Genomic DNA, 25,860 nt, shown 5'->3' with positions numbered 1-25,860 from the left:
ATGCTAGAGAGCATCAAAGAAAGTTTCACCGAAAGCATCCAAACCCAAATTGCCGCCGCAGAGGCACTGCCCGACGCGATTTCGCAGGCAGCTCAGGTGATGGTGCAAAGCCTGCTCAACGGCAATAAAATCCTTTGCTGCGGTAACGGCGGCTCAGCGGCGAACTCCCAACACTTCGCTTCTTGCCTGATCAACCGCTTTGAGACCGAACGCCCTAGCCTGCCAGCGCTGGCGCTGACAGCCGACACCACCACGTTAACGGCGGTAGCCAATGACTACCACCACGACGAAGTGTTCTCGAAGCAAGTACGTGCACTCGGCCAGGCCGGCGATATTCTTTTCGTTCTATCAACCAGCGGCAACAGCAAAAACATCATCAAGGCGATGGAAGCAGCGCTGACACGCGATATGACCATCATTGCCCTGACAGGTAAAGATGGTGGTGAAATGGCGGGGTTGCTTGGGATCCAGGATGTTGAAATCCGCATTCCTTCACAACGTACCGCACGCATTCAAGAAGGCCACCTACTGACGGTACACTGCCTGTGTGATCTGATTGACAAGGTGCTCTTCCCTCAACACGAAGGTTAATTTTACAAGGACAGTAAGCATGAAGGCGGTCAGCCAACTTTTTGTTATTCTATTTTTGACCCTGACACTTCAGGCATGCTCGCTGGTCAACCCGGACGATCCGCGTTCCACGACCCAGCAATGGCATGATCAGCAAATCGAAATGGAGATCGCAGGGCTTGCCAGCAAACCACCTTTCCGCCAGCAGGCACGGGTTAATGCCGTCTCGACCGAAGGCAAGGTACTGCTTGTTGGCCAAGCCGTGGATCGCAGCACCAGCCAGCAAATAGAAAAGCAGGTAAGGGAGCTCAAAAATGTCAACACCGTCTATAACCAGTTGCAAATTAGGTCACTGCCGCAACTTGGCGACGTCAGCAAGGACGGTTGGCTTACCACCAAGGTGAAAACCCAGCTGATCGGCAGCAAGCAACTAAACGATGCGACGATTAAGGTGATCACCGAAGGTGGGGAAGTATACCTGCTCGGCTACATCACCCGCGAGCAAGCGGATATTGCCACCGAGATAGCCCGCAATGTTTCAGGCGTTAAGAAGGTGGTTCGGGTATTCGAATACCCGCAACAATAAGCACCAGCTAATAGGCAACGCAGATAAGAAAAAACGCAGCCAAGGCTGCGTTTTTTTATGCTTGAAGCGAGAGTTACTTCACCACTCGCAGGCTTGGTCGGCCACGAGGACGAGGCGGCTCGTCATCCGGTGTCGGCTCCGTGGACGCTTCCGTCACTTCGGCTACCGGCGACAGCACTTCTACAGTTTCTGCTTCGAAGGCTTCGTCATCACCTTCCAGCTCTACGATATCCGACATATCTGTCGCATAGGCAGGCTCAGGTTCAAACATGGTACCGGCACCGTTTTCACGGGCATAGATAGCCAGCGCAGCATACAGAGGGACGATCACCGAATGTGGGCGGCCACTAAAGCGGGCGTTGAAGCTAACCGCCTCGTTACCCAGCTCTAGGTTACCAACCGCACGTGGGGCAATGTTTAGCACGATCTGGCCGTCGCTAACAAACTCCATCGGCACTTTTACGCCAGGCAAAGTGGCATCCACCACAAGGTGTGGCGTCAAGTCGTTATCCACCAGCCAGTCGTAAAACGCGCGCAGCAAATAAGGGCGGCGCGGCGTCATTTTTTCCATATCCATTACTTGCCAGCCAAGCGCATTTCGCGCTCTGCTTCAGTCAATGATGCTAGGAATGAATCACGCTCGAATACACGAGTCATGTATGCTTTCACTTCTTTCGCGCCAGCACCAGTTAGCTCGATACCCATTTCAGGCAAACGCCATAGTAGCGGTGCCAGGTAGCAATCAACCAGGCTGAACTCATCGCTCATGAAGTATGGGAACTCAGCAAACACAGGTGCTAGAGCCAATAGCTCTTCACGAAGCTGCTTGCGTGCTTTCTCTGCTTCTTCAGCATTACCCTTGTTTACTTTCTCAGCAAGGGTGTACCAGTTGCGCTCAACACGGTACATCATCAGACGGCTGTTACCACGAGCAACCGGGTAAACAGGCATCAGCGGCGGATGAGGGAAACGCTCATCCAAGTACTCCATAATGATACTTGCTTGGTAAAGTGCAAGCTCACGGTCAACCAGGGTTGGCACTGAGTTGTACGGATTCAGGTCAAGCAGATCTTCTGGCAGGTTGTTTGGATCAACCAGCTCGATTTCAACGCTTACACCTTTTTCTGCTAGTACGATACGCACCTGATGGCTGTAGATATCCGAAGCATCAGAATACAGAGTCATCACAGAGCGTTTATTGGCAGCAACAGCCATTAACCCCTCCAGTATACTTAAATACACAAAAAGCAACGGGGGCGCCTGCCCCCATTGCGAGATCCTAACCCACTAGATTACCTGATCAGTGGACATCACGCCAATATTCTTTCTTCAACAGTAATGTTAGTACAAAGAATACCGCAATAAAGCCCATCACCCAGTAACCCAAGCGCTGACGCTCAAGCTTCATCGGCTCGCCCGAATACTCGAGGAAGTTGACCAGATCACGCACGACTTCGTCGTATTCTTCATCGTTCAACTCACCCGTACCATCAGACTTGATACCAACGTATTCCTGCACTTCTTCACCGTCGATCAGGCGAGTTTCGTACACTTTGGTTGGTACACCCTGAAGCTCTTCTAGCACATGCGGCATACCCACACTTGGGAATACGACGTTGTTAACACCAAACGGGCGGCTTGGGTCAGCATAGAAAGAGCGCAGGTAGGTATAAAGCCAATCAGTACCGCGAACACGGGCCACCATGGTCAGATCCGGCGCAGGCGCACCGAATGACGCCGCCGCGTATTCAGTCGGGATAGCATTCACCATCAGATCACCGATCTTCCCTTCCGGATCAAACAGCATATGCTCTTTCATCAGGTCCGCAGGAATACCGAGATCCGTCGCCACACGCTCATAGCGTTGGTATTGGGTCGCGTGACAGCCGAAGCAGTAGTTCATGAACGTCTGGGCACCACGCTGCAACGAGGCCTTATCAGACAGGTCATTGTTGGCTGCATCCAGTGGCACAGCAGGACCCGCTGCCATAGCCAGAGACGGCAGCAGGGCGAATAGCATTACAATCAACTTCTTCATTTGAATGTCACCCTCTCTGGTAATGGTTTCGTCGCCTCGTTCTTACTGTAGAAATACAGCAGTACGAAGAACATGAAGTAACCCAGGCTGAAAATCTGAGCCAAAATGGTGTAGGTCGGTGTTGCCGGCAACGCACCCAAAATACCCAATGCAATAAAGCTGATAGTAAACTGGATGATGTTTGCCAGGTGCAGCTTGCTACGGTAGCGGTATGAACGCACTTTACAGCGATCAAGCCAAGGTAGCAGGAATAGCACCACAATCGACGCGCCCATGGCGACAACGCCCAACAGCTTGTCTGGTACCGCACGCAGGATCGCGTAAAACGGAGTAAAGTACCAAACCGGCGCGATGTGCTCAGGTGTCTTCAGCGGGTTGGCCGCCTCGAAGTTAGGTGGCTCAAGGAAGAAACCGCCCATCTCCGGGTTGAAGAACAACACGTAACAGAAGAAGAACAGGAAGACGGCAACACCCACCATGTCTTTCACCGTACCGTATGGGTGGAACGGGATAGAGTCGATGATGTCGTATTTCTTGCTGTAGTACTCATGGAACGGGAACTGGGTCTTGTAGCCTTCACCCTTGGTGCCCTTAGGCAGCTTGGTTTCGATACCATCCGGGTTGTTCGAGCCAACTTCGTGCAACGCCAATACGTGCAGTACGACAAGTAGCAATAGGACAATCGGCAACGCAATAACGTGCAGGGCAAAGAAGCGGTTCAACGTTGCACCAGAGATCACGTAGTCACCACGGATCCAAAGTGTTAGGTCGTCACCAATCACAGGGATCGCGCCAAATAGCGAGATGATTACCTGTGCACCCCAGTATGACATCTGGCCCCATGGTAGCAGGTAGCCCATGAAGGCTTCAGCCATCAATACCAAGAAGATCAGCATACCGAACAGCCAAAGCAGTTCGCGTGGCTTCTGGTAAGAACCGTAGATCAAACCACGGAACATATGCAGGTACACCACAACGAAGAAGGCAGACGCCCCTGTTGAGTGCATATAACGGAGCAACCAACCGTACTCTACATCACGCATGATGTATTCGATGGAGGCAAAAGCCCCATCACCCGATGGTACGTAGTTCATGGTCAGCCAGATACCGGTCACAATCTGGTTCACCAGAACCAGCATGGCCAGTGAGCCAAACAGATACCAGAAGTTAAAGTTCTTCGGCATCGGGTATTCCGACAAATGCTTTTTATAAGCATTCATCGCTGGCAGACGTTTTTCAATCCAACCGAGTAGCGCTTCCATTATGCGGCCTCCTCGTCTACACCAACCAGAATGGTATTGTCATCCAGGAATGTATGAGGCGGCACAACTAGGTTTAGTGGCGCCGGCACCCCTGCAAATACACGACCAGCCATATCGAACTTGGAACCATGACATGGGCAGAAGAAACCTGCCGAAATGCCACTTACCTGCTCGTTAAAGGTGTTCGGTAAATAGGTAGGGGAACAGCCTAAATGGGTACAAATACCTACGGCTAGAAAGATTTCAGGTTTAACTGAACGAAATTCATTTTGGGCATATTCGGGTTGCTGCGGTTCCGCCGACGACGGATCACGAAGCTGGCCATCATGGCCACCCAATTCTTTTAAAACAGCATCACTACGGCGGACGACCCAAACAGGTTTCCCTCGCCACTCGACGCGAACCATCTGGCCGTCTTCTAATTTGCTAATATCAACTTCTACTGGCGCACCGGCGGCTTTTGCTTTCGCGCTCGGGTTCCAAGATTTGATAAAAGGTACGGCTACAGCGGCTGCACCTAAGCCTCCAACAACCGAAGTCGTCGCAGTCAGGAAGCGGCGTCGGCCGTTACTTACTGGCGCATTGCTCATCCAACATTCTCCCATGTGCTCCCGCTCTGGCATTATTATTATGTCCTTGTGCGTCCCTGGAGCTTACGGCTAACTTTCAACGGAAAGAAACAACAGATCTAGGTCATTCTAAACCTATTGTTTATCACGCCAAATGATAAAGAAAACGCCACTTTATGACAAGATAAAGCTACCTTTTCGCAACAAATGTGAGAGGTATGTTCTTTTTGTTATTTTTATCCATCAAACACAGGGTTAATTAATGTGTTTTCAGGATAATTAACGGCAAGTGAGTACAGGAAACTAGGAAGGAGAATCACCGGAGTTGTTACTTTTTTGTAACACAGCAGCGCCCAGTCAGGTATTGCGCCCAGTATTTGCCATAAAAGCAAACTTAAGCAGCTCTGGATATTAAGGCGTCTCCCCTACCAGCCGTTGGATTGGCCGGCCTACCCGTTGGCACAGGCATAAAAAAAGCCCAACCCGAAGGTTGAGCTTTTTGCACACAGTAACCAGATAAAAATCTGGAGCGTTGAAATTAACGCTTAGAGAACTGTGGACGACGACGTGCTTTACGTAGACCAACTTTCTTACGTTCAACGCGACGAGCGTCACGAGTAACGTAGCCAGCTGCACGTAGAGCAGGACGTAGAGTTTCATCGTACTCCATTAGAGCGCGAGTGATACCGTGACGGATAGCACCAGACTGACCAGTGATACCACCACCTTTAACAGTGATGTATAGGTCTAGTTTCTCAGTCATTTCAACTAGCTCTAGTGGCTGACGAACAACCATGCGAGCAGTTTCGCGGCCGAAGTATTCTTCGATGCTGCGCTTGTTGATTACGATGTTGCCAGTACCCGGTTTAATGAAAACGCGAGCAGCTGAGCTTTTGCGGCGACCAGTGCCGTAGTATTGATTCTCTGCCATTGTCATCTTCCCCAATTAGATGTCTAGAACTTTAGGCTGCTGTGCAGCATGGTTGTGCTCAGTACCTGCGTAAACTTTTAGCTTACGGTACATAGCACGGCCTAGAGGACCTTTAGGAAGCATGCCTTTAACAGCAGTTTCGATAACCATTTCTGGCTTCTTATCGATAAGCTTCTCGAAGCTGATTGACTTCAGACCGCCGATGTAACCAGTGTGGTGGTGGTACATTTTGTCAGTCTTCTTAGCGCCAGTTACAGCAACTTTTTCAGCGTTGATAACTACGATGTAGTCACCAGTGTCAACGTGCGGAGTGTACTCCGGCTTGTGCTTACCACGTAGACGAGATGCGATTTCAGTTGCTAGACGACCAAGAGTTTTACCTTCAGCGTCAACAACGTACCAGTCACGTTTTACAGTTTCTGGTTTAGCAACGAAAGTTTTCATGCTAATTCTTACCCAAAATTAAATAGTTTCACTTTACAAGAACAATAAATGTTCCATCTGTACAGAGCCCCAGTCATCACCCCTTCGAGTGGTTGGCACTCCCGGCTTCTGCCGTTACAGGTACGGTGGGTCGCAAGATTATAGGGAAGGGTGGAGAAAAAATCACCTTTTTTTCAAAAAAAAATGCGATTTTTTCTTTTCAGCCGCTTCTGGCTAAAAAAAACTGTTTTCCCGGCCATTTTCCCTTAGGAAACGGCCGGGAAAGCCATCATCAGGCCAAATGCGGCAATGCCAGATAATCATGGCTTTGCATCTCAACAATACGCGAGCAACAGCGCTTGTATTCAAATGCCAAACGCTGGCCGTTATATAACGGCTCCCAGTGTGTCTCTGCCGAAATAATCAGTTTGACATTGCGCTCATAAAATTCGTCGACCATGGCGATAAAGCGCCGTGCGGCATCGCTTTCGTCCTCGCCCATCTGCCTGACGTCTGACAGTAGGACCGTATGGTAAAGCTGGGCTATTTCCATGTAGTCCGACTGGCTGCGCGCACTTTGGCACAGGGTGGCAAAATCAAAATGCACCACCCCATCGGCTTCGTGCCGGGTGGGCAGCATCCGGTGGTTAATTTCGATTTCTTTCCCGGTTGTTCTCGGTTCAACCGTCAGTTGCTCGAAATAACGCAACATGTTCTGCTCAGCGGCACTATCGAGCGGGGAATGATAGATTTCGGCCTGCTCCAAGGTACGCAAGCGGTAGTCGACGCCCGAGTCCACATTCACGACCTCGCAGTGGGTGTTAATCAGCTCGATGGCGGGCAGGAAACGGGCCCGTTGCAAACCATTGCGGTAAAGCTCATCCGGCGGAATGTTCGAGGTCGCTACCAGCGTGATCCCTCGTTCGAATAGTGCCTCGAATAACGTGCCAAGCAGCATTGCATCGGTAATATCCGAAACAAAAAACTCATCAAAGCAAATAATATCTGCTTCCGCCTTGAAGCGGTCGGCAACCACTTGCAGCGGGTCGACTTGCTGCTCGAGTTGCTTGAGCTCATCGTGAACCCGGTGCATAAAGCGGTGAAAGTGCACCCGCATTTTACGTTCTGTTGACAGGCAGTCGAAGAAGGTATCGACCAAATAGGTTTTGCCTCGCCCGACCCCGCCCCAGAAATAGAGCCCTTTTACCGGCGCATTGGGGGTTGGCTTTGATCGCTTAAAAAACCGTGAGAAAAGCGACTTCTCCGGCTCGGCCGCCTGCTTGGGTGCAGACAACAAACGTTGGTACAAATCCTCTAGGTGGCCTACCGCCATTGCTTGCGCTGAGTCGGCATAAAAATCCGGGCGCTGGAGATCTTGTTGGTATTTTTGTTGCGGCGTCATCCCTACTCGTGCCTCATTATTCTCCCTTCCTTATTTTTGATAGTACCACGGCCGCGACAGAGCATGTATAGTAACTAAACAAATACGATTTATTTGGTGATTATTCAGCATCAATTAAATCTCAATGGTATACAACAAGGGTACAACATACTCGGCTACTACTTCCCCTCCGGCGAATACCGGGGTTTTAGCCACCCTTGTTTTATTGAGTCAAAAGGAGTTTTTCATGACTTGGTTTTATGCGCTTCTTATCTTCATCGCGGGGGCGGCTATCGGCGCTTTCGCTGCTCGCCTAGGCAACAAGAGCCTTAAGCAGCAGAAAGAACTACAAAAAGACTTGGACAAGTCTAAGTACGAACTTGAGCAATTCCGCCAAGAGCTGGTCGATCACTTCGCACAAAGCTCTGAGCTACTGGAAAATATCGCCAAAGACTACAGCAAGCTCTACGATCACATGTCGAAGACCTCGACGGAGCTTATGCCTAACCTACCTGAGCAAGACAACCCGTTCTCGCCTCGCGTTAGCAAGCTAACCGCTGTGAAAGAAGTGGCCGACGATGTTCAGGGTCAACCACGCGATTACGCTAACGGTGCAACTGGTCTTCTTAAAGATGAACCAGAACAAGTAGTTGAAGCACCAAAAGCCAGCTAGTAGATAGCGAATATCTCATTTCTTATGAACTAAACACTGGTTTTCAAGTCAGACCTAATGCAGACAAGGAATAATCTCCAGACTGCTTTATGACTTGAAAACCGGAGTTTAGTAATAATGAAAAAACCTTTGCTTGTTTTAAGTGCCCTCGCACTCGGCATCAGTTCTGTTATTACCCCAGTGACAGCGACAGCCGCCCTTCCTCAAACAGTCAATAACCAACAGCTTCCTAGCCTTGCCCCAATGCTAGAACAAGTGACGCCTGCCGTTGTGAGTATTGCAGTCGAAGGCAAACAAGTCTCAAAGCAGCGCTTGCCCGATTCATTCCGTTTCTTTTTCGGCCCAGACTTTCCTGAAGAACAAGTTCGTGAACGCCCATTCCGTGGCCTCGGCTCCGGTGTCATCGTCGATGCCGATAAGGGATATATCGTCACTAACCACCACGTTATTGGCGGCGCGGATAAAATCATGGTCCAGCTTCATGATGGCCGCGAGTTAACCGCCGAGTTGATTGGCAGCGATCAAATGTCAGATATTGCCCTGTTGCAACTCAAAGACACCGACAACCTAACCGAAATCAAGCTTGCCGACTCAGACCAACTGCGCGTCGGTGACTTCGCGGTCGCTATCGGCAACCCGTTTGGCCTCGGCCAAACCGTCACGTCCGGCATCATCTCGGCACTGGGACGCAGCGGGCTCAATATCGAAAACTTCGAAAACTTTATCCAAACCGATGCCGCCATCAACAGCGGTAACTCGGGCGGCGCCTTGGTTAACCTCAATGGCGAGTTGGTTGGTATCAATACCGCTATCTTGGGGCCTAACGGGGGCAATGTCGGTATCGGCTTCGCTATCCCAGTCAACATGGTGCGCAACCTAACTGAGCAAATCCTGGAGTTTGGCGAAGTGAAGCGTGGCGTCCTCGGTGTCCAAGGCGGCGAGCTCACTTCCGAGCTGGCCGATGCCTTTGGCTATGAGACCAACCACGGCGCCTTTGTTAACCAGGTAATGCCAGACTCGGCAGCAGAAAAAGCCGGGCTGAAAGCCGGCGATATTATTGTCTCGGTCAACGGCAAGCAGATCAGAACCTTCGGTGAGCTGCGTGCCAAGATAGCTACCCTCGGCGCGGGTAAGCAGGCAACCTTGGGGCTGGTGCGTGATGGCAACGAGAAGAAAACAGTGACAGTGACGTTGCAAGAAGCCACCCAGAACAAAGTTAAGGCCGACAGCCTCCACCCAGGCCTTGCCGGTGCCGAGTTTGCCAACACCACGTCCAATGACAGCGCCAAAGGCATCAAGGTGACCAACATTGAGGAGAACTCAATGGCTGCCCGCTACGGTCTGCAAAAAGACGACATTATCCTGGGGGTTAACCGCCAAGGGGTACGCAACCTTGGCGAACTGCGAAAAGCCCTTGAAGCCAAGCCGAATGTACTGGCCCTTGAAATACAGCGCAATGACAACATCCTGTATCTGATCATCCGCTAATTTTCGGCGTAAACCGGGCCATTTGGCCCGGTTATTTTGCCCATATCCCCAACCTTCCCCTATATTCAACAAAATACAGCCGAAATTTGGTATCTGGCGACGGTAATGGTACCCTCAACGGCGATACTGGGTGGTTTATTTAGGGGTGCGTTCATGCTGGCTTTTTTTCGTCGATCCATCATTATTGGTGTCGTCACAGCCGTCGCCCTGCTCGCCCTGTTTCCCGATCTCCGTACCCAGATGATTGATACCCCGGTTAACTTGGTGCCGTTAGAACCATCAACCCAGGCCCAGGTCTCCTTTAACTACGCCGTAAGACGTGCCTCCCCAGCCGTCGTCAACATCTACAATCGTCGCTATAACGCTGAAGACCGCCTCAAGCTCAGTACCCAAGGGCTTGGCTCCGGGGTAATAATGAGCGACAAGGGCTATATCGTCACCAACTACCATGTGGTGGCAGAAGCGGATCAAGTCATTGTCGCCCTTCAAGATGGCCGGATTTTAACCGCCCAACTGATAGGTAAGGATCAGCGCACTGATCTGGCAGTCTTGAAGATTCAGGCGGAAAACCTGCCGGTGATCCCGCTTAGCCCGCAATACAAGCCCGCGGTGGGCGATGTTGTGCTGGCTATCGGCAACCCGTACAACCTCGGCCAAACCACCACTTACGGCATTATTTCTGCCACGGGCCGTGCGGGGATGAGCTTCTACGGCCGACAGGACTTCTTGCAAACCGATGCGGCGATTAACGAGGGCAACTCGGGCGGTGCCTTGGTCAACACCCGCGGTGAGTTGGTGGGAATTAACACCGCCTCCTTCCAGCAGGCCACGGATATCGAAACCTACGGTATCTCGTTTGCCATCCCTTACGAGCTAACCCATAAGATCATGAACAAGCTCATTGCCGACGGCCGGGTGATCCGTGGTTACATTGGTATCGAAGCGCGGGATATTAATCCGGTCATGGCCCGCTTGTACGACGCAGAGCAGATCAGCGGGATCATTGTGATGGGGATGGATCCAAACGGCCCCGCCGCCAAGGCTGGCTTCAAGGTGCAGGATATCCTGATTGAGGTGGCAGGCAAGCGTGTGACCGACCGCCGCAACGTGCTTGATATTGTTACGGAGCTTCGCCCAGGTACCGAAGTCGAAATGAAAGTGCTGCGCAACGGCCAACCGACCTCCCTCAACGTGCTCATCGGCGACGAGCCCGCCGACTATTAATCGGCATCCGCCCAACATGCCAGACAAAGGCGATAATTTGCGCCGCCCCATACAAAAAAACCTCGCATGGCGAGGTTTTTTTATTGTTTCTATAACGAGTTAGCAATTACTCGCTGAAACGCTCAATCTTCATGCCCAGGGCGCTGAACTTATCTTCGATATGCTCGTAGCCGCGGTCGATGTGATAGATACGGTCAACAATGGTTTCGCCTTCGGCAATGCTACCGGCAATCACCAAGCTTGCGGACGCACGCAAATCCGTCGCCATTACCTGAGCACCGCTCAAACCCTCGGTATCACCGCAAATCACCGTGTTACCTTCGATTTCAGCGTGAGCGCCCATACGGATCAGCTCAGGGATGTGCATGAAACGATTTTCAAAGATCGTTTCGGTGATGATCCCAGTCCCTTTAGCAATCAGGTTCAATAGCGAGAATTGAGCCTGCATGTCTGTTGGGAAGCCCGGGTGCGGAGCCGTGCGGATGTTTACCGCCTTCAACTCGCGATCAGTCATATCTAGGCTGATCCAGTCTTCACCCGTCTCAATCTCGGCACCCGCTTCTTCAAGCTTTGCCAGTGCTGCTTCAAGCAGCGAAGGGCGGGTGTTACGGCACATGATCTTGCCGCCCGAAACCGCTGCCGCAACAAGGAAGGTACCTGTCTCGATACGATCGGCAACCACTTCGTGGTAGCCGCCACCTAGGCGCTCAACGCCTTCGATAGTGATCGTGTCAGTACCAGCGCCGCTGATTTTTGCACCAAGGGTGTTCAGGAAGTCTGCAGTATCAAGAATTTCAGGCTCACGTGCTGCATTCTCGATAACCGTTGTGCCTTCCGCCAGGGTTGCCGCCGACATGATAGTCACAGTCGCGCCAACGCTCACTTTGTCCATGACAATATGCGCACCTTTCAGGCGGCCATCGACAGTGGCTTTGACATAACCTTCTTCCAGCGTGATTTCCGCACCCAGCTGCTCTAGGCCATGGATGTGCAGGTCAACCGGGCGAGCACCGATTGCACAACCGCCAGGTAGCGACACTTGGCCTTGGCCAAAACGAGCCACCAAAGGACCCAGCGCCCAAATCGAGGCACGCATGGTTTTAACCAGATCGTACGGCGCACAGAACTCGTTTACCGGGCCCGCGTCGACATGCACCGAACCATTACGGGATACTTTTGCGCCAAGGCGGCTCAGTAGCTCCATAGTGGTGTCGATATCACGTAGCTTAGGTACATTTGCTACCTCAACCGGCTCTTCAGCCAATAGCGAAGCAAAAAGAATAGGCAATGCTGCATTTTTAGCACCAGAAATGGAGACTTCGCCACTTAATGGGCCACCGCCCTGGATTCGAAACTTCTGCATCATCAACCTCTTAGGACAGCGACATCAACTTTTTATCACGCGCCCACTCGTCTGGCGTGAAAGTCTTGATGCTCAACGCATGGATCTCGTTGGCTGCAATCTGTCCCATTAGCGGGCCGTAGATGGCCTGCTGCTTCTTAACACGGTTCATGCCTTCGAAAATGGCGCCTACAGCGATCACTTCATAGTGGCTGCCGTCGCTTTTTACAATAACTTCATCAAGTTCTAGAGCATTTTCCAGAATTTCTTTAATTTCAGAGATTTCCACAAGCTATCCTCTTTGCTGCTCAATCAACACAAGCAGCTAACATTGTTTCGATATGGCTCAGGCGCAACAAGGTTTTTAGTTGTTCTGGCACATTCAATAATGTCAGCTCAGCGCCATTTTGGCGGAGCTGTTGGTATACATGCAGCAGCATCACCATGCCGGCAGAATCGACCCGGGTTAAAGCGGCAAGATCCAGCTTTACCTTGGGCTCCTGTGGCATCCACTCATGCTTTCGCTGCCAAAAAGCTGGAACTGTGTCACGTTCCAATACCCCTGACAAGCAATAATAGCCATTTTCCTGAACTCGCCACTCAATATTTGGCTTAATCATTGATTTTCTGCCTCACGGCGGATCGGCTTCGCTGCTAGCTTTTTAAGATCGGCAGTAACGGCATCGACACCTTGGCTTCGAAGTTGGCCGCTCCACTCGCTTTGCTTGGTAGAGATCATACTGACCCCTTCGGCCACCATGTCAAATCCCTGCCATTCTTTGGTCTTTTTATTCTTTCTTAGCTTGAAGTCCAGCCGAATTGGCGGACGCTTGGTATCAAGTATATCAACTCGTACCGAAACAATCGTACGATCAGCGGGTACCGACTTCGCCGACTCGACCTTGATATCCTGATCCGTGTATTGGGTCAGTACCTGTGCATACGATGCCACCAGGTAATCGGTAAATGCCGCCACAAAGCTATTGCGCTGCTCTTTACTGGTTTTTTTCAAGTGGGGGCCAAGCACCTTATAGGCGGCATATCGGACATTGATATAAGGCAGCAGCTCTTCTTTTACTATTTGGCGCAATACCTCGGGGTTTTGCTGGATCCTTGGTTGCTCTGCCTTGATGCGAGAAAATGTCTCCTTCGATACGCCCTGGATCATCAGGTAAGGATCGGTTTTATTGATTGCCGCCACCGACAACAACGGTAAGCAAGCCAACAGCGCAATTACAAAACGAAATAACTTCATGGTTTATCCCCTATTCGCTATCACCGCCAATGCTATAGAGCACTTGGCCTATCATATCTTCCAATACCAACGCTGAACGGGTGTCTTCGATAAAATCACCGTTGCCCAACATATCAATATCCTCATCGACAAAGCCGGGTTCGATCCCCAAGTACTGCTCACCCAGCAAGCCCGATGTCAAAATCGCTGCCGAACTGGTTTCGGGAAAATAGCCATACTTTTTCTCGATGGCCAATGTCACGACCGGCACATAAGTTTCGGTATCGAGGGTGATATCAGAAATTTTACCCACCGTGACACCACCCACCTTAATCGGTGAACGTACCTTCAAGCCGCCGATATTGTCGAACTGGGCCTTCAAGTTATAAGATTCTGCCCCGCCAAGGTTCTGGACATCAGCGACCTTGAACACCAATACCAGCAGCGCAGCGACACCAGCCAAGATAAAGCTGCCCACCCATAATTCTAGTTTCTTTGTTTGCTGCATTTGAACATTCCTGTTTACAAAGCCTGACGGCCAATTAATTACCAAACATCAGGGCCGTCAGGACAAAGTCCAACCCCAAAACTGCCAACGATGAATTCACAACAGTTCGCGTTGTCGCACGGCTGATCCCTTCCGAGGTAGGCACCGCGTCATAGCCGTTAAATACTGCAATCCAAGTAACGGTAATGGCAAAAACAACAGACTTAATGATGCTATTGCCGATATCGTAGCCCAGCTCAACCGATGACTGCATGACCGACCAAAAGCTGCCATGGTCAATCCCTTTCCAGTCGACGCCAACCAACTGGCCGCCCCAAATACCCACGGCGCAGAACAGCAGGGCCAGCAACGGCATGGAGATCACCCCCGCCCAAAAACGTGGCGCAATCACCCGGCGCAACGGATCGACGGCCATCATCTCCATACTGGAAAGTTGCTCGGTGGCTTTCATCAAACCAATTTCAGCGGTCAGGGCCGACCCCGCCCGCCCGGCGAACAACAACGCCGTCACAACCGGGCCGAGTTCACGTAACAGCGACAATGCCACCATCTGGCCAAGGCTAGTCTCGGCGCCGAAATCCACCAATACGATGTAGCCTTGCAGGCTAAGCACCATGCCGATAAACAAGCCCGACACCAAAATAATTGCTACCGATAGTACGCCTACCGAATAGAGCTGCTTCATTAGCAAGGGAAACATCTTGCCTGGCTGGGGGCGGCTCACCAAGGCCCCGTATAACAGCAAGCTTGCCCGCCCCATGGCTTGGCACTTTTCAATCCCCCGCCGCCCTTGTCGGGCAATAAAGTCCGCTATCATGATTCTACTTCCTTGCTTTGGGAGACCGGCACTGCACCACTTTCCTTTCCTAAGCCAAACAAATCCTGCTCGATAGGCTGGGCCGGGAACTTAAACGGCACAGGGCCGTCGGCATCCCCATCCAGAAACTGGCGAATTTGCGGATCAGGGTTTTGCCTTAACTCATCAGGCGAGCCCTGGCCGATAATTTTGCCGCCCGAAAGCAGGTACACATGATCGGCAATACTCATGACTTCGGGGACATCGTGTGAAACAATCACCGAGGTGATCCCCAGAGCTTGGTTCATATCCCTGATAAGCTTCACCAACACCCCCATGGTGATCGGGTCTTGGCCAACGAAAGGCTCGTCGTACATGATTAAATCGGGATCGAGGGCAATCGCCCGGGCAAGGGCCGCCCGCCGCGCCATACCACCAGACAGCTCGTTGGGCATCAGCGCTGCCGCGCCGCGCAAGCCAACTGATTCCAGCTTCAATAGAACGAGGGTCCTTAGTAGGTCTTCTGGCAAGTTGGTATGTTCGCGCAGCGGAAACGCGACGTTGTCGAACACATTCATATCAGTGAACAATGCACCAGACTGGAATAGCATGCTCATCTTTTTGCGCGCTCGATAAAGCTCGGACCGGCTCAAGGTAGGTATATTGTCGCCATCGAACCAAACCTCTCCCTTATCTGGCGGAATTTGGCCGCCTATCAGGCGTAGCAAAGTTGTTTTGCCAATACCGGAAGGCCCCATAATGGCAGTGACTTTTCCCTTCGGCACGTCAAGCGAGACATCATCAAATATTTTTCGCTCGCCACGGGAAAACGTTACGTGGCGAATCGATACCAGCGCATCCGTATGCTTCATAGTCCCCCTAAATCGCCTTTTCGGCACTTCCTCCAGCCCCAAAAGCTAAAGGAAAGGAATAATTAATAGAATTAATATGTTATCAGTTTTTTATTGATCATAGGTAGATTATGCAACCAACTCAAGGCACTGACTGTAAGAACTCTGTTATTTCTTGTTCAGGTGCGAAACACCGCTTACCGGGCACCGCCAAGATACACCTGTTTCACCCGATATCCTGCTATTTTCGGGTCACTAAAGGCCACTTTCTATATAAAAAAAATCAATAAATAAAAAACTTATCGCTCTCGTGAATTAATCACGCCTTTTGCTTTCTTTTTCATGGCTGAACCGTCAAAATTAGTCTCTTAACTTGCGATTAACCCCATTGGATCAATTGTCATCTGGTGTCTGTACCATAGCATTTGATTCAATCAATATAACTAGAGATAAGGGAAAACAATGCTCGAAGCCATCGTGTTGCTTTGTATCGGTTTGGCGTTACTGGTGTGGAGTGCAGACAGACTTGTTTATGGTGCCGCGGCACTGGCAAAAAACCTCGGTGTAACACCATTGGTGATTGGTATGACCATATTGGCGATGGGCTCATCAGCACCTGAAATGATGGTCTCAGCCACCGCTGCCCTAGAAGGCAAGACCGACACCGCCGTCGGTAATGTACTGGGCTCAAACATTGCCAACATTGCCCTTATCTTAGGCCTTACTGCGATACTCAAGCCGCTTGCGGTTAGCTCGGGGATCATCCGCCGAGAGCTACCATTGATGATGGGTGTCACCCTAGTAGCCGGTGTCTTGCTGTGGGATAGCTACCTTGGTTTCTACGAAGGGGTATTGCTAGTTGTTCTATTCGTCGCTTTCCTGCTGACCATGCTTAAGATCAGCCGCAACGCCAAGGCCGAGGGCAACGATCCCTTGGTTGAAGAACAGGAGTCGGAGATTCCAGACGGCGTCAGCAACCCTGCCGCGCTAATCTGGGTGGCGATTGGCCTTGTCCTGCTTCCCTACGCTGCCAGCATGCTGGTCGACTCGGCTGTCACAATCGCCAAATACTTCGGTATGAGTGATTTGGTGATCGGCCTGACCATTATCGCTATCGGTACCAGCTTGCCAGAGTTGGCGGCTTCTATTGCCAGCCTATACAAGGGTGAGGACGACATGGCCGTGGGTAACATCATTGGCTCGAACGTATTCAACATCCTGGCGGTGATGGGTATCCCAGGATTGCTCAACCCGTCCGCGCTTAGCCCGCTAGCAATGGGGCGTGATTATTATGTCATGCTGGCCGTCTCTGTGCTGCTTGTACTGATGGCTCTTGGAAAGCGCCGTGTTATCAACCGCCTAGAAGGTGGCGTACTTGTTCTCTGCTTTATCGCCTATCAAGCTTATCTGTTTTATAATATGGCGGCTTAACGGAGACCCGAACTATGTCTAATACGTTTGACTATTGCGCCCATGGCCGCAAAGTTATTGAAATTGAAGCAGAAGCACTGCAAAACCTGACCCAGTACATCAATGGAAGCTTTACCGAAGCTTGTGAGCTTATCGCCCGCTGCCCGGGTAAGGTGATCGTGATGGGGATGGGTAAATCCGGCCATATCGGCAATAAAATTGCGGCTTCACTCGCCAGTACCGGCACACCGGCATTTTTTGTTCATCCCGGCGAAGCCAGCCATGGTGATCTGGGTATGATCAAGCAAGGCGATGTGGTACTCGCCATTTCAAACTCTGGTGAAGCCTCAGAAGTATTGGCGCTACTGCCAGTTATCAAACGTTTAGGCATCCCGATGATCAGCATGACCGGCAAGCCTGAATCGAGCATGGCCAAGCTGTCTCAAATCCACTTGCAAATTACGGTCAAGAAAGAAGCTTGCCCATTGAACTTGGCGCCAACCTCCAGTACCACGGCAACCTTGGCGATGGGTGATGCCCTTGCAATTGCCTTGATGGAATCACGCGGCTTTACCGCGGATGACTTTGCCCTGTCCCACCCGGGCGGTGCTTTAGGCCGTAAATTACTGATGCGCATTAGCGATGTGATGCACAGCGGTGAGCTGCTGCCAGTCATCACCGAAGAGGCTTCTATTAAAGACGCATTGCTCGAAGTCTCTCGCAAAGGCTTGGGAATGACGGCTATCATTGATAATGACCAGCAATTGCTTGGCATTTTCACCGACGGTGACCTTCGCCGCCTGCTGGATAACCGTGTCGATATCCATAGCACTAGCATTGGTGAGGTCATGACCCGCAACCCGGCCACTATCGCGCCGCAGCTATTGGCCGCAGAAGGCTTAAAGCTAATGGAAGATAAAAAAATCAATGGTCTACTGGTTACCGACAATGGCAAACTGGTGGGAGCGCTCAATATGCACGACCTACTGAAAGCAGGAGTCATGTAATGCAGGTAGATACGCTATATGGCCCGGTCTGCGCCAGTAACTTTGCCAAGGCAAAAGAGATCAAGCTGCTAATATGCGATGTTGACGGTGTGTTTTCCGATGGCCGAATTTACATGGGCAATGCCGGCGAAGAGCTAAAAACCTTCCACACCCGTGACGGCTACGGCATTAAGTCTTTGATGGGGGCAGGTATCGAAATCGCCATCATCACCGGCCGTCAATCTGCCATCGTTGAAAATCGCATGACCGCGCTGGGCATCAAGCATATCTACCAGGGGCAGGACAACAAGCTTGCCGCCTACGAAGACATTTTATCCAATCTGGCGATTGCGCCAGAACATACCGCCTACATCGGCGACGACTTAATTGACTGGCCAGTCATGGAGAAAATCGGCCTGTCTGTTTGTGTGGCTGATGGCCACCCGCTACTCGCCCGCCGCGCCGACTTCGTCACCCGCATCCAAGGTGGATACGGTGCCGTTCGTGAAGTGTGTGATCTTATTCTTGAGGCACGTGGCGAGCTTGATAAACATAAAGGCTTAAGTATATGACCTTACAGAGGCTACTCTATGTACTGCTAATCGCAATTTGTGCATGGACTGGCTACTACCTGCTGGATAAGCACTGGCAGGAAGATGTTCAAGTGGCGCCGGATGCGGAAAAGCCGCTGTTTACTGGTAGCAGTGTTGTGAATACGGCATTCAATGAATCCGGCTTGCGCAGCTACCAGATTGACGCCGACTACCTTGAGCACTTTAGCAATAGTGGCAATACTGACTTTGTAGAGCCCGTGCTATGGGTATACCGCGACGGGACTGAAACCGAATGGCGGATCAGCTCTAACACTGCGCGATTAGATAAAGACCATGTATTGCAAATGACCGGTAATGTCCGTATTTTCAACTTATTACCTGAGTCTGCAGTCAAAGTTATCCAGACAGATACCCTGCGTCTAGACCTAGTGAGCAAAGATTTTGACACCCCGGATCACGTGACCATCACCGGTGACGCCTTCCAAAATGAAGGAACCGGGATGAAAGGGAACATGGATCGCAGCATCGCCACCTTATTAGAAAATGTGAAAGGTAGATATGAAGCTTTATAAACTGACTACCCTGCTCTGCCTTTGCCTAAGCGCACCTAGCTGGGCACTTAGCACCGATACCGAGCAGCCGATTTACATCGACTCTGACAACCAAGAACTTGATATTCAAAAAAATATCGTCACTTTTACTGGCAATGTTATCCTGCGTCAGGGCAGTATTGATATCCGTGCAGACAAAGTGGTTGTTACCCGTCCCGGTGGCAACGAAGGCCAGGAGACCATTGATGCCTACGGCAACCCGGCGACTTTCCACCAGCTGATGGATGACGGTAAGCCAATTGATGGTGCGGCGAAGAAAATGCGCTATGAAACCGCGATCGAGTTTTTGAAGATGACCGATGAGGCCATCTTGATCCAAGACGGCAGCGAGATCCAGGGCAAGGTGATCAGCTACAAGATCGACGAGCAAAAGTTGGTTGCAGAGAGCGGCGAGAAAAAGCGCGTGACCACCATTTTGCAGCCAAACCAAATGAACCAGAAGAAGAAGTAACCACGACATGGCAACGCTAAAAGCCCAACATCTCGCAAAAAGCTATAACGGCCGCAAAGTGGTGTCTGACGTTAGCCTCGAAGTGCAATCCGGCAAAATCGTTGGCTTGCTCGGCCCTAACGGTGCAGGCAAAACCACGTCGTTCTACATGATTGTCGGTCTCGTGGCGCGTGATGAAGGCACCATTACCATCGACGGTGAAGACATCAGCTTACAGCCGATGCATAACCGCTCCCGCATGGGTATCGGCTACCTGCCGCAGGAAGCTTCTATTTTCCGGAAACTCTCCGTACACGACAACCTGATGGCGGTGTTGCAGACTCGAAAAGAGCTAAGCAAAGCCGAACGCCAAGATAAACTCGAAGAATTATTGGATGAATTTAACATTCAGCACATTCGTAACAGTTTAGGTATGGCACTATCAGGGGGTGAGCGACGTCGAGTTGAGATCGCCCGCGCGCTGGCGGCAAACCCAAAATTCATCCTGTTGGACGAACCTTTTGCCGGGGTGGACCCAATATCGGTCATTGATATCAAGAAGATCATCGAACACCTTCGTGACCGAGGGCTTGGCGTATTAATTACCGACCACAATGTAAGGGAAACACTGGATGTGTGTGAACAAGCCTACATTGTGAGCCAAGGGCAATTGATTGCCCACGGTAGCCCAAGCGAAGTGTTAAATGATGAACATGTAAAACGAGTCTATCTGGGTGACCAGTTCCGTCTATAGTTATAAATAAGGACGTACCAGGAGCTAGCACCGAGAAGCGGATGATGGATCCCGTATCACACAGTGGTGCTATGCAGCCAACACCAAAGATAACAACAAGGTACATACATATATATGAAAACCTCGCTCCAGCTTAAACTTGGCCAACAATTGGCAATGACGCCGCAACTGCAGCAAGCCATTCGGCTGTTGCAATTGTCGACCTTGGATCTTCAGCAAGAAATTCAAGAAGCCTTAGATGCCAACCCGTTGCTGGAGCTAGAAGAAAGTGCCCATGAAACCCTAACCGGTGAAGAGCACAAAGCTGACAGCAGCGAACAGCCTGAAGCGTCGGCTCAAGAAACCGAGGCTGTAGAGCCAGAGCCTTTCGATACCTCCGAGGTTATCGAACAGCAAGAAATGCCGGAAGAACTACCGGTTGATACCACTTGGGATGATGTCTATAGCGCAGGTACCGGCAGTACCGGCATTGCCCTAGACGACGACATGCCCGTCTACCAAGGCGAGACCACCGAAAGCCTGCAGGATTACCTGATGTGGCAGGTTGAACTCACGCCGTTCAGCGATACCGACCACACCATTGCCACAGCCATCATCGACGCCATTGATGAGAAGGGCTACCTGACTTGCTCTACCGAAGAGATCCTTGAGAGCTTGGGCTCCGAAGAGGTCGAGCTGGACGAAGTCGAAGCCGTGCTCAAGCGCGTTCAGCAGTTCGATCCGCTAGGCGTCGCTTCGCGCAATTTGCAAGAGTGCTTGTTGCTGCAGCTCGCTACCTTCCCGGAAGACACACCGTGGCTGAGCGAAGCCCGCATGCTGCTAACCGATGGTATCGACCTCCTGGCAAACCGCGACTATCGCCAACTCATGCGCGACACCAAGCTAAAAGAGCCGGAGCTAAAGGCAGCCATGCAGCTTATTCATGGCTTGGACCCAAGGCCTGGCAACCGTGTGGTGGCCTCTGAGACCGAATATGTCGTGCCGGATGTCTCGGTATTCAAAGACCACGGCAAATGGGTGGTTACCATCAACCCAGACAGCGTACCGCGCATCCGCGTGAACGAGCAGTACGCCGCGCTGGGCAAAAGCACCCGCAACTCCTCGGCCGACAGCCAGTTTATCCGTACCCATCTGCAAGATGCGAAATGGTTAATCAAGAGCCTGGAAAGCCGCAACGAAACCCTATTGAAAGTCGCCCGCTGTATCGTCGAGCACCAGCAAGACTTCTTCGAATACGGTGAAGAAGCCATGAAACCCATGGTACTCAACGATATCGCGCTGGCGGTTGATATGCATGAATCCACGATATCACGGGTGACGACGCAGAAATACATGCACACCCCTCGTGGTATTTTTGAACTGAAATACTTCTTCTCAAGTCACGTAAGTACCGATAACGGCGGCGAATGCTCGTCAACCGCTATCCGCGCCTTGGTGAAAAAGCTGGTAGCAGCTGAAAACCAAGTCAAGCCACTGAGTGACAGTAAAATAGCGACATTACTGGCGGAGCAAGGGATCATGGTGGCAAGACGGACCATTGCCAAATACCGAGAGTCCCTGGGTATCCCGCCGTCTAATCAGCGAAAACGTCTGCTCTAACAGGCGCCAACAGAAGGAAGATGTCTATGCAAATTAACCTAACCGGGCACCATGTCGAAATTACCCCGTCAATGCGCGAATACGTGATGACGAAGTTCGATAAGCTAGAGCGCTTTTTCGATAAAATAAATAATGTCCACGTTGTCCTCAACGTCGAGAAGCTTCAGCAGGTTGCCGAAGCCACGCTACATATTAACGCTGGTGAAATCCACGCCAAGGCGGATTCTGAAAATATGTATGCCGCTATTGATGCATTAACTGATAAACTGGTGCGTCAACTAAACAAACATAAAGATAAACTCAATAGCCACTAATCATGCAACTGAGTAATGTATTGAGCCTGGACTGCACTAAAAGTGCAGTCCCTTGCTCCAGCAAAAAGCGTGCTCTGGAAATTATCAGCGAAATCGCTGCCAAGCACCTAGACCAAAATCCCCAGCCCCTTTTTGAATGTATGCTGAGCCGGGAAAAGATGGGCAGTACCGGTATCGGTAACGGCATCGCTATCCCCCACGGCCGCATCAACAACAGCGAGCAAGCCATTGCGGTATTGATCCAGTGCCAGGACCCAATTCAGTTTGATGCTATCGACAACCAACCTGTCGATCTCCTTTTTGCCTTGCTGGTGCCTGACGCGCAATGTAAAGAGCACTTGCAAACCCTATCCTGCATGGCTGAGAAGCTCAGCAACAAGCAGGTTTGTAAGCAGCTACGCACCGCAAAAAGCGACGAAGAGCTTTATCAAATTCTTACCTGTGATTCATAATGAACATCACACCCTTTCCGATTGTTGAGGTATATCAGCCATGATGTTAATGGTCGTGAGCGGGCGCTCAGGCTCTGGTAAATCCATCGCCCTGCGTGTGCTTGAAGATCTCGGGTACTACTGTGTCGATAATCTGCCGGTCACCCTACTCCCGCAGTTCATCAAAACCCTGGAAGGTAACCAGCAAAACGTTGCCGTCAGCATTGATGTGCGCAATATGCCCTCCAACCCGGAAGTGATCCGCGAGACGCTGGATTCCCTGGGTGATGATGTCGATGTCAATGTCCTGTTCCTTGATGCCGAAGACAAGGAGCTGATCAAGCGCTACAGTGAAACCCGCCGCTTGCACCCGCTATCACGCAACGACATGACATTGGAACAAGCTATCCTATCGGAAAGCGATCACTTGGCGGAGCTGAAAGAACACGCCGATCTGGTGATCGACACCACTAGCAAGTCGATCCATGATCTGAGCGAGACAGTACGCTCGCGCGTGTTGGGCCGTGATGCCCGAGAGCTGATCATGGTATTTGAGTCGTTTGGCTTTAAGCACGGCTTGCCTACCGATGCCGACTACGTCTTCGACGTGCGCTTTTTGCCTAACCCGCATTGGATCCCCGAGCTGAAGCCGCAAACCGGCCTCGACCAAGAAGTGAAGGAGTACCTCGCGGCCCAACCGGAAGTTAACCAGCTGATCTACCAAGTGCGTAACTTTATCGAGACTTGGCTACCGATGCTGGAGAAAAACAACCGCAGCTACCTCACGGTGGCCATTGGCTGTACCGGCGGCCAGCACCGCTCGGTCTATGTCGCGCAAAAACTGGCTGAGCACTTCAAGTACGAGGGCCACCAAATCCAAGTCCGTCACCGTACGCTGGAAGCGAAGAAATGACGCTACTATCACGCGAGCTATTTATAAAAAACCGCTTGGGCTTGCATGCCCGGGCGGCCATTAAGCTGGTTGAACTGGCACAGAGCTTCGAATCAAGCATCACCATCAGCAACGGTGAGAAGAGCGCCACGGCCGATAGCGTCATGGGACTGCTGATGCTCGAGTCAGCCCAAGGCCAGCAGATTTGTGTCCATGCTGAGGGCAATGACGCCGAAACCGCGCTAAATGCCGTCAGCGAGCTTATCGAAGCGGGCTTTGACGAAGAAAACTAGCTCAATCATTGCGCAAAATAATTAAATCTTTATTTCCTCTCAGTTCTGGTGAGACAACCGTGTCACTATTGCGTTAAAATTCAGCTTATTGCATTGTTATACCTCATGGTATTGCTGGCCTGTGACACTGCCATCAATACCATGAGGTATATCTGCATCACGGTTATTTGGGGTATCGCAAGCAATGGCGGATGTAATAGAACAAGACCAAACCCATCAGACGCTGCAAGAAGTCAATCAAGCACTGGAAAACGGCATGTTTGTCCATGTCCGCCGAATGCTCCAAGATATGGAGCCGGAGGACATTGCGCACCTGCTTGAAGCCTCGCCCCCCAAAGAACGCCAAGTCCTATGGCAACTAACCGATCCCGAAGAGCAAGGTGAGATCCTTGACGAACTTTCGGAAGACGTAAAAGACGGCATTGTCGACCAGATGGCACCAGAGAAACTGGCAGCCGTCACCGAGGGCATGGAAACCGATGACGTCGCCTACGTCCTGCGTAGCCTGCCTGATGAAAAGTACCAGGAAGTACTGGCGCAAATGGACGCCACCGACAGGCACCGGGTTGAAAAGGCACTCGCCTACCCGGAAGAATCTGCCGGCGGTATCATGAGCACCGACTTCATCACCATCCGTGGTGATGTGACGGCCGACGTGGTACTGCGTTACCTGCGTATGAAAGGCGAACTTCCCGAAGCAACCGATGCCCTGTATGTTGTCGACCAAAACGAAAAGCTGATTGGCCACCTGTCTCTGGCAACCCTGATCACCACCCAGCCGGACATCGAAATCCACGATGTGATGGACGATGCCGACGAGGCGATCCCGGTTGATATGGACGACGGTGAAGTCGCGACCCTGTTCGAGCGTCGTAACTGGTTGTCGGCCCCGGTGGTCGATGCCAACGAGCAGCTGGTCGGCCGTATCACCATCGATGACGTGGTCGATATCATCCGTGAGGACGCCGAACATACCATGATGAGTATGGCCGGTATGGACGATGACGAAGATACCTTTGCCCCGGTGGTCAAATCGGCCAAGCGACGTAGCATCTGGCTTGGGGTTAACGTACTGGCAGCGCTGGCAGCGGCTTCGGTCTCGAACTTGTTCGAAGACACCCTGGAGCAAATGGCAGCGATTGCGATCCTGATGACCATCGTGCCGTCGATGGGCGGGGTAGCCGGCAACCAGACCGTCGCACTGGTGATCCGTGGCTTGGCCGTGGGCCACATCGGTGAAACCAATACCCGCTGGCTATTGAGCAAAGAAGCGCGCGTCGGCCTGATCAACGGTATCCTTTGGGCCATGATCATTGGCGGTGTGGTGGTACTCTGGAAAGGAAACCTGTTGCTGGGCGCCATCATCGCAGGCGCCATGCTCACCAACTTGTTGGTGGCCGGTATCGCCGGGGTTTGCGTGCCTATCTTCCTCAAGAAAATGAATATCGACCCAGCCTTGGCCGGCGGTATGGCCCTGACCACCATTACCGATATTGTCGGCCTGTCGGTGTTCTTGGGCCTGGCTACGGTCTTTTTGGTTTAGGTTCAGTGTCGCCCAAGGCAACCGTTGCCAAAAACAGAGCACATAAAGTAGGGTGAGGCGTTACCGCCTCATCCCTCTTACAGAACCGTACGTACGGACCTCGTATACGGCTCATGCACGTTTCCATTCAGCGTAATTGCTGAACACATACCCTGTCTTTACATGTT

32 protein-coding genes are annotated in these 25,860 nt (G+C 51.4%); 17 read left to right on the top strand and 15 right to left on the bottom strand.

Annotated features, from left to right (window positions below; translation table 11 throughout):
* Both C9I98_RS15515 and C9I98_RS15510 read left to right on the top strand, forming a co-directional pair.
* Complete coding sequence (locus tag C9I98_RS15515) at window positions 1-591, top strand: phosphoheptose isomerase (RefSeq protein ID WP_107272186.1); 591 nt, start codon at window positions 1-3, stop codon at window positions 589-591.
* 19 nt (window positions 592-610) lie between these two features.
* The gene (locus tag C9I98_RS15510) at window positions 611-1,156 is read left to right on the top strand and encodes a BON domain-containing protein (protein ID WP_036819361.1); all 546 of its coding nucleotides are present in this window, start codon (window positions 611-613) and stop codon (window positions 1,154-1,156) included.
* Between the two features lie 73 nt (window positions 1,157-1,229).
* On the opposite strand, the gene sspB is transcribed toward C9I98_RS15510, so the two are convergent.
* The 8 genes from sspB to zapE form a co-directional block, all read right to left on the bottom strand.
* Complete coding sequence (gene sspB / locus C9I98_RS15505) at window positions 1,230-1,733, bottom strand: ClpXP protease specificity-enhancing factor (protein WP_036819363.1); 504 nt, start codon at window positions 1,731-1,733, stop codon at window positions 1,230-1,232.
* On the bottom strand, window positions 1,733-2,371 hold the full coding sequence (gene sspA / locus C9I98_RS15500) for a stringent starvation protein SspA (protein WP_036819364.1): 639 nt from the start codon (window positions 2,369-2,371) through the stop codon (window positions 1,733-1,735). The genes sspB and sspA overlap by 1 nt, the downstream gene beginning before the upstream one ends.
* Before the next feature lie 85 nt (window positions 2,372-2,456).
* Entirely contained in the window at window positions 2,457-3,194 is a 738-nt protein-coding gene (locus C9I98_RS15495; RefSeq protein ID WP_036819365.1) for a cytochrome c1, read from the bottom strand.
* Entirely contained in the window at window positions 3,191-4,456 is a 1,266-nt protein-coding gene (locus C9I98_RS15490) for a cytochrome b (RefSeq protein ID WP_107272185.1), read from the bottom strand. The genes C9I98_RS15495 and C9I98_RS15490 overlap by 4 nt, the downstream gene beginning before the upstream one ends.
* Window positions 4,456-5,046 (bottom strand): ubiquinol-cytochrome c reductase iron-sulfur subunit, encoded by a 591-nt coding sequence (gene petA / locus C9I98_RS15485; RefSeq protein WP_107272184.1) that lies wholly within the window; start codon window positions 5,044-5,046, stop codon window positions 4,456-4,458. The genes C9I98_RS15490 and petA overlap by 1 nt, the downstream gene beginning before the upstream one ends.
* A gap of 517 nt (window positions 5,047-5,563) precedes the next feature.
* Complete coding sequence (gene rpsI, locus C9I98_RS15480; RefSeq protein WP_007464367.1) at window positions 5,564-5,956, bottom strand: 30S ribosomal protein S9; 393 nt, start codon at window positions 5,954-5,956, stop codon at window positions 5,564-5,566.
* A gap of 15 nt (window positions 5,957-5,971) precedes the next feature.
* Window positions 5,972-6,400 (bottom strand): 50S ribosomal protein L13, encoded by a 429-nt coding sequence (rplM, locus tag C9I98_RS15475; protein ID WP_075762377.1) that lies wholly within the window; start codon window positions 6,398-6,400, stop codon window positions 5,972-5,974.
* Window positions 6,401-6,671: 271 nt separating this feature from the next.
* Entirely contained in the window at window positions 6,672-7,781 is a 1,110-nt protein-coding gene (zapE, locus tag C9I98_RS15470) for a cell division protein ZapE (protein WP_036823432.1), read from the bottom strand.
* Window positions 7,782-8,007: 226 nt separating this feature from the next.
* Here zapE and zapG point away from each other — a divergent pair, with 226 nt between their 5' ends.
* The 3 genes from zapG (at window position 8,008) to degS (ending at window position 11,145) form a co-directional block, all read left to right on the top strand.
* Window positions 8,008-8,433 (top strand): Z-ring associated protein ZapG, encoded by a 426-nt coding sequence (gene zapG, locus C9I98_RS15465; protein ID WP_036823430.1) that lies wholly within the window; start codon window positions 8,008-8,010, stop codon window positions 8,431-8,433.
* A 114-nt stretch (window positions 8,434-8,547) separates the two neighbouring features.
* Window positions 8,548-9,921 carry a Do family serine endopeptidase gene (locus C9I98_RS15460; RefSeq protein WP_158262691.1) on the top strand — a complete coding sequence of 458 codons (1,374 nt, stop codon included), beginning with the start codon at window positions 8,548-8,550 and terminating at the stop codon, window positions 9,919-9,921.
* Between the two features lie 153 nt (window positions 9,922-10,074).
* Window positions 10,075-11,145, top strand: coding sequence for an outer membrane-stress sensor serine endopeptidase DegS (degS, locus tag C9I98_RS15455; protein WP_036821576.1), 1,071 nt, complete (start codon window positions 10,075-10,077; stop codon window positions 11,143-11,145).
* Between the two features lie 106 nt (window positions 11,146-11,251).
* Here degS and murA read toward each other — a convergent pair whose 3' ends face one another.
* From murA to mlaF, 7 genes are read right to left on the bottom strand one after another with little or no spacing between them, the layout of a single operon-like run.
* Window positions 11,252-12,508: a UDP-N-acetylglucosamine 1-carboxyvinyltransferase gene (gene murA, locus C9I98_RS15450; RefSeq protein WP_036821577.1), complete on the bottom strand. Its 1,257-nt coding sequence runs from the start codon at window positions 12,506-12,508 to the stop codon at window positions 11,252-11,254.
* A gap of 10 nt (window positions 12,509-12,518) precedes the next feature.
* Complete coding sequence (gene ibaG, locus C9I98_RS15445; protein WP_036821581.1) at window positions 12,519-12,776, bottom strand: BolA family iron metabolism protein IbaG; 258 nt, start codon at window positions 12,774-12,776, stop codon at window positions 12,519-12,521.
* Window positions 12,777-12,795: 19 nt separating this feature from the next.
* Complete coding sequence (locus tag C9I98_RS15440; RefSeq protein WP_036821583.1) at window positions 12,796-13,107, bottom strand: STAS domain-containing protein; 312 nt, start codon at window positions 13,105-13,107, stop codon at window positions 12,796-12,798.
* A complete protein-coding gene (mlaC, locus tag C9I98_RS15435; protein WP_107272182.1) occupies window positions 13,104-13,742 on the bottom strand; it encodes a phospholipid-binding protein MlaC in 639 nt (212 codons plus the stop codon). Before mlaC ends, C9I98_RS15440 begins: the two co-directional genes overlap by 4 nt.
* A 10-nt stretch (window positions 13,743-13,752) precedes the next feature.
* On the bottom strand, window positions 13,753-14,229 hold the full coding sequence (mlaD, locus tag C9I98_RS15430; RefSeq protein WP_036825739.1) for an outer membrane lipid asymmetry maintenance protein MlaD: 477 nt from the start codon (window positions 14,227-14,229) through the stop codon (window positions 13,753-13,755).
* 34 nt (window positions 14,230-14,263) lie between these two features.
* Complete coding sequence (mlaE, locus tag C9I98_RS15425) at window positions 14,264-15,046, bottom strand: lipid asymmetry maintenance ABC transporter permease subunit MlaE (protein ID WP_036825742.1); 783 nt, start codon at window positions 15,044-15,046, stop codon at window positions 14,264-14,266.
* Window positions 15,043-15,897 (bottom strand): phospholipid ABC transporter ATP-binding protein MlaF, encoded by an 855-nt coding sequence (gene mlaF, locus C9I98_RS15420; RefSeq protein ID WP_107272181.1) that lies wholly within the window; start codon window positions 15,895-15,897, stop codon window positions 15,043-15,045. Before mlaF ends, mlaE begins: the two co-directional genes overlap by 4 nt.
* Window positions 15,898-16,338: 441 nt before the next feature.
* On the opposite strand from mlaF, the gene C9I98_RS15415 reads away from it, so the two are divergent.
* From C9I98_RS15415 to mgtE, 12 genes are all read left to right on the top strand, one after another.
* The gene (locus tag C9I98_RS15415) at window positions 16,339-17,307 is read left to right on the top strand and encodes a calcium/sodium antiporter (protein ID WP_036820238.1); all 969 of its coding nucleotides are present in this window, start codon (window positions 16,339-16,341) and stop codon (window positions 17,305-17,307) included.
* A gap of 14 nt (window positions 17,308-17,321) precedes the next feature.
* Window positions 17,322-18,293, top strand: a complete 972-nt coding sequence (locus C9I98_RS15410; protein ID WP_036820235.1) for a KpsF/GutQ family sugar-phosphate isomerase — start codon at window positions 17,322-17,324, stop codon at window positions 18,291-18,293.
* On the top strand, window positions 18,293-18,844 hold the full coding sequence (gene kdsC / locus C9I98_RS15405; RefSeq protein ID WP_036820232.1) for a 3-deoxy-manno-octulosonate-8-phosphatase KdsC: 552 nt from the start codon (window positions 18,293-18,295) through the stop codon (window positions 18,842-18,844). The genes C9I98_RS15410 and kdsC overlap by 1 nt, the downstream gene beginning before the upstream one ends.
* Complete coding sequence (lptC, locus tag C9I98_RS15400; RefSeq protein ID WP_036820230.1) at window positions 18,841-19,398, top strand: LPS export ABC transporter periplasmic protein LptC; 558 nt, start codon at window positions 18,841-18,843, stop codon at window positions 19,396-19,398. Before kdsC ends, lptC begins: the two co-directional genes overlap by 4 nt.
* Window positions 19,385-19,888, top strand: coding sequence for a lipopolysaccharide transport periplasmic protein LptA (lptA, locus tag C9I98_RS15395; protein WP_036820227.1), 504 nt, complete (start codon window positions 19,385-19,387; stop codon window positions 19,886-19,888). Before lptC ends, lptA begins: the two co-directional genes overlap by 14 nt.
* A gap of 7 nt (window positions 19,889-19,895) precedes the next feature.
* On the top strand, window positions 19,896-20,621 hold the full coding sequence (gene lptB / locus C9I98_RS15390) for an LPS export ABC transporter ATP-binding protein (RefSeq protein WP_107272180.1): 726 nt from the start codon (window positions 19,896-19,898) through the stop codon (window positions 20,619-20,621).
* A gap of 114 nt (window positions 20,622-20,735) precedes the next feature.
* Window positions 20,736-22,220 carry an RNA polymerase factor sigma-54 gene (locus C9I98_RS15385; protein ID WP_036822356.1) on the top strand — a complete coding sequence of 495 codons (1,485 nt, stop codon included), beginning with the start codon at window positions 20,736-20,738 and terminating at the stop codon, window positions 22,218-22,220.
* A 26-nt stretch (window positions 22,221-22,246) separates the two neighbouring features.
* A complete protein-coding gene (gene hpf / locus C9I98_RS15380; protein WP_036822354.1) occupies window positions 22,247-22,534 on the top strand; it encodes a ribosome hibernation promoting factor in 288 nt (95 codons plus the stop codon).
* A 2-nt stretch (window positions 22,535-22,536) separates the two neighbouring features.
* Window positions 22,537-22,986 carry a PTS IIA-like nitrogen regulatory protein PtsN gene (gene ptsN / locus C9I98_RS15375; RefSeq protein ID WP_036822352.1) on the top strand — a complete coding sequence of 150 codons (450 nt, stop codon included), beginning with the start codon at window positions 22,537-22,539 and terminating at the stop codon, window positions 22,984-22,986.
* Window positions 22,987-23,026: 40 nt separating this feature from the next.
* Window positions 23,027-23,878 (top strand): RNase adapter RapZ, encoded by an 852-nt coding sequence (rapZ, locus tag C9I98_RS15370; protein ID WP_036822349.1) that lies wholly within the window; start codon window positions 23,027-23,029, stop codon window positions 23,876-23,878.
* A complete protein-coding gene (locus C9I98_RS15365; protein ID WP_036822346.1) occupies window positions 23,875-24,150 on the top strand; it encodes an HPr family phosphocarrier protein in 276 nt (91 codons plus the stop codon). The genes rapZ and C9I98_RS15365 overlap by 4 nt, the downstream gene beginning before the upstream one ends.
* Before the next feature lie 184 nt (window positions 24,151-24,334).
* Window positions 24,335-25,693: a magnesium transporter gene (mgtE, locus tag C9I98_RS15360; RefSeq protein ID WP_107272179.1), complete on the top strand. Its 1,359-nt coding sequence runs from the start codon at window positions 24,335-24,337 to the stop codon at window positions 25,691-25,693.
* Window positions 25,694-25,860 lie beyond the last annotated feature (167 nt).

The organism is Photobacterium sanctipauli, from assembly GCF_003026495.1.
Classification (GTDB): Bacteria; Pseudomonadota; Gammaproteobacteria; order Enterobacterales; family Vibrionaceae; genus Photobacterium; species Photobacterium sanctipauli.
This window is presented reverse-complemented; position numbering and strand designations above follow the sequence as displayed.

What these genes read in the sequence shown, in the direction of transcription:
- C9I98_RS15415 (WP_036820238.1), top strand. Translation starts at nt 16,339, where the DNA reads ATGCTCGAAGCCATCGTGTTGCTTTGTATCGGTTTGGCGTTACTGGTG.
- lptC (WP_036820230.1), top strand. Translation starts at nt 18,841, where the DNA reads ATGACCTTACAGAGGCTACTCTATGTACTGCTAATCGCAATTTGTGCA.
- kdsC (WP_036820232.1), top strand. Translation starts at nt 18,293, where the DNA reads ATGCAGGTAGATACGCTATATGGCCCGGTCTGCGCCAGTAACTTTGCC.
- C9I98_RS15510 (WP_036819361.1), top strand. Translation starts at nt 611, where the DNA reads ATGAAGGCGGTCAGCCAACTTTTTGTTATTCTATTTTTGACCCTGACA.
- lptB (WP_107272180.1), top strand. Translation starts at nt 19,896, where the DNA reads ATGGCAACGCTAAAAGCCCAACATCTCGCAAAAAGCTATAACGGCCGC.
- mlaE (WP_036825742.1), bottom strand. Translation starts at nt 15,046, where the DNA reads ATGATAGCGGACTTTATTGCCCGACAAGGGCGGCGGGGGATTGAAAAG.
- sspA (WP_036819364.1), bottom strand. Translation starts at nt 2,371, where the DNA reads ATGGCTGTTGCTGCCAATAAACGCTCTGTGATGACTCTGTATTCTGAT.
- ptsN (WP_036822352.1), top strand. Translation starts at nt 22,537, where the DNA reads ATGCAACTGAGTAATGTATTGAGCCTGGACTGCACTAAAAGTGCAGTC.
- sspB (WP_036819363.1), bottom strand. Translation starts at nt 1,733, where the DNA reads ATGGATATGGAAAAAATGACGCCGCGCCGCCCTTATTTGCTGCGCGCG.
- zapE (WP_036823432.1), bottom strand. Translation starts at nt 7,781, where the DNA reads ATGACGCCGCAACAAAAATACCAACAAGATCTCCAGCGCCCGGATTTT.
- C9I98_RS15495 (WP_036819365.1), bottom strand. Translation starts at nt 3,194, where the DNA reads ATGAAGAAGTTGATTGTAATGCTATTCGCCCTGCTGCCGTCTCTGGCT.
- hpf (WP_036822354.1), top strand. Translation starts at nt 22,247, where the DNA reads ATGCAAATTAACCTAACCGGGCACCATGTCGAAATTACCCCGTCAATG.
- mlaF (WP_107272181.1), bottom strand. Translation starts at nt 15,897, where the DNA reads ATGAAGCATACGGATGCGCTGGTATCGATTCGCCACGTAACGTTTTCC.
- lptA (WP_036820227.1), top strand. Translation starts at nt 19,385, where the DNA reads ATGAAGCTTTATAAACTGACTACCCTGCTCTGCCTTTGCCTAAGCGCA.
- degS (WP_036821576.1), top strand. Translation starts at nt 10,075, where the DNA reads ATGCTGGCTTTTTTTCGTCGATCCATCATTATTGGTGTCGTCACAGCC.
- zapG (WP_036823430.1), top strand. Translation starts at nt 8,008, where the DNA reads ATGACTTGGTTTTATGCGCTTCTTATCTTCATCGCGGGGGCGGCTATC.
- rpsI (WP_007464367.1), bottom strand. Translation starts at nt 5,956, where the DNA reads ATGGCAGAGAATCAATACTACGGCACTGGTCGCCGCAAAAGCTCAGCT.
- mlaC (WP_107272182.1), bottom strand. Translation starts at nt 13,742, where the DNA reads ATGAAGTTATTTCGTTTTGTAATTGCGCTGTTGGCTTGCTTACCGTTG.
- mlaD (WP_036825739.1), bottom strand. Translation starts at nt 14,229, where the DNA reads ATGCAGCAAACAAAGAAACTAGAATTATGGGTGGGCAGCTTTATCTTG.
- C9I98_RS15410 (WP_036820235.1), top strand. Translation starts at nt 17,322, where the DNA reads ATGTCTAATACGTTTGACTATTGCGCCCATGGCCGCAAAGTTATTGAA.
- C9I98_RS15385 (WP_036822356.1), top strand. Translation starts at nt 20,736, where the DNA reads ATGAAAACCTCGCTCCAGCTTAAACTTGGCCAACAATTGGCAATGACG.
- rapZ (WP_036822349.1), top strand. Translation starts at nt 23,027, where the DNA reads ATGATGTTAATGGTCGTGAGCGGGCGCTCAGGCTCTGGTAAATCCATC.
- mgtE (WP_107272179.1), top strand. Translation starts at nt 24,335, where the DNA reads ATGGCGGATGTAATAGAACAAGACCAAACCCATCAGACGCTGCAAGAA.
- C9I98_RS15440 (WP_036821583.1), bottom strand. Translation starts at nt 13,107, where the DNA reads ATGATTAAGCCAAATATTGAGTGGCGAGTTCAGGAAAATGGCTATTAT.
- C9I98_RS15365 (WP_036822346.1), top strand. Translation starts at nt 23,875, where the DNA reads ATGACGCTACTATCACGCGAGCTATTTATAAAAAACCGCTTGGGCTTG.
- petA (WP_107272184.1), bottom strand. Translation starts at nt 5,046, where the DNA reads ATGAGCAATGCGCCAGTAAGTAACGGCCGACGCCGCTTCCTGACTGCG.
- murA (WP_036821577.1), bottom strand. Translation starts at nt 12,508, where the DNA reads ATGCAGAAGTTTCGAATCCAGGGCGGTGGCCCATTAAGTGGCGAAGTC.
- C9I98_RS15490 (WP_107272185.1), bottom strand. Translation starts at nt 4,456, where the DNA reads ATGGAAGCGCTACTCGGTTGGATTGAAAAACGTCTGCCAGCGATGAAT.
- rplM (WP_075762377.1), bottom strand. Translation starts at nt 6,400, where the DNA reads ATGAAAACTTTCGTTGCTAAACCAGAAACTGTAAAACGTGACTGGTAC.
- C9I98_RS15515 (WP_107272186.1), top strand. Translation starts at nt 1, where the DNA reads ATGCTAGAGAGCATCAAAGAAAGTTTCACCGAAAGCATCCAAACCCAA.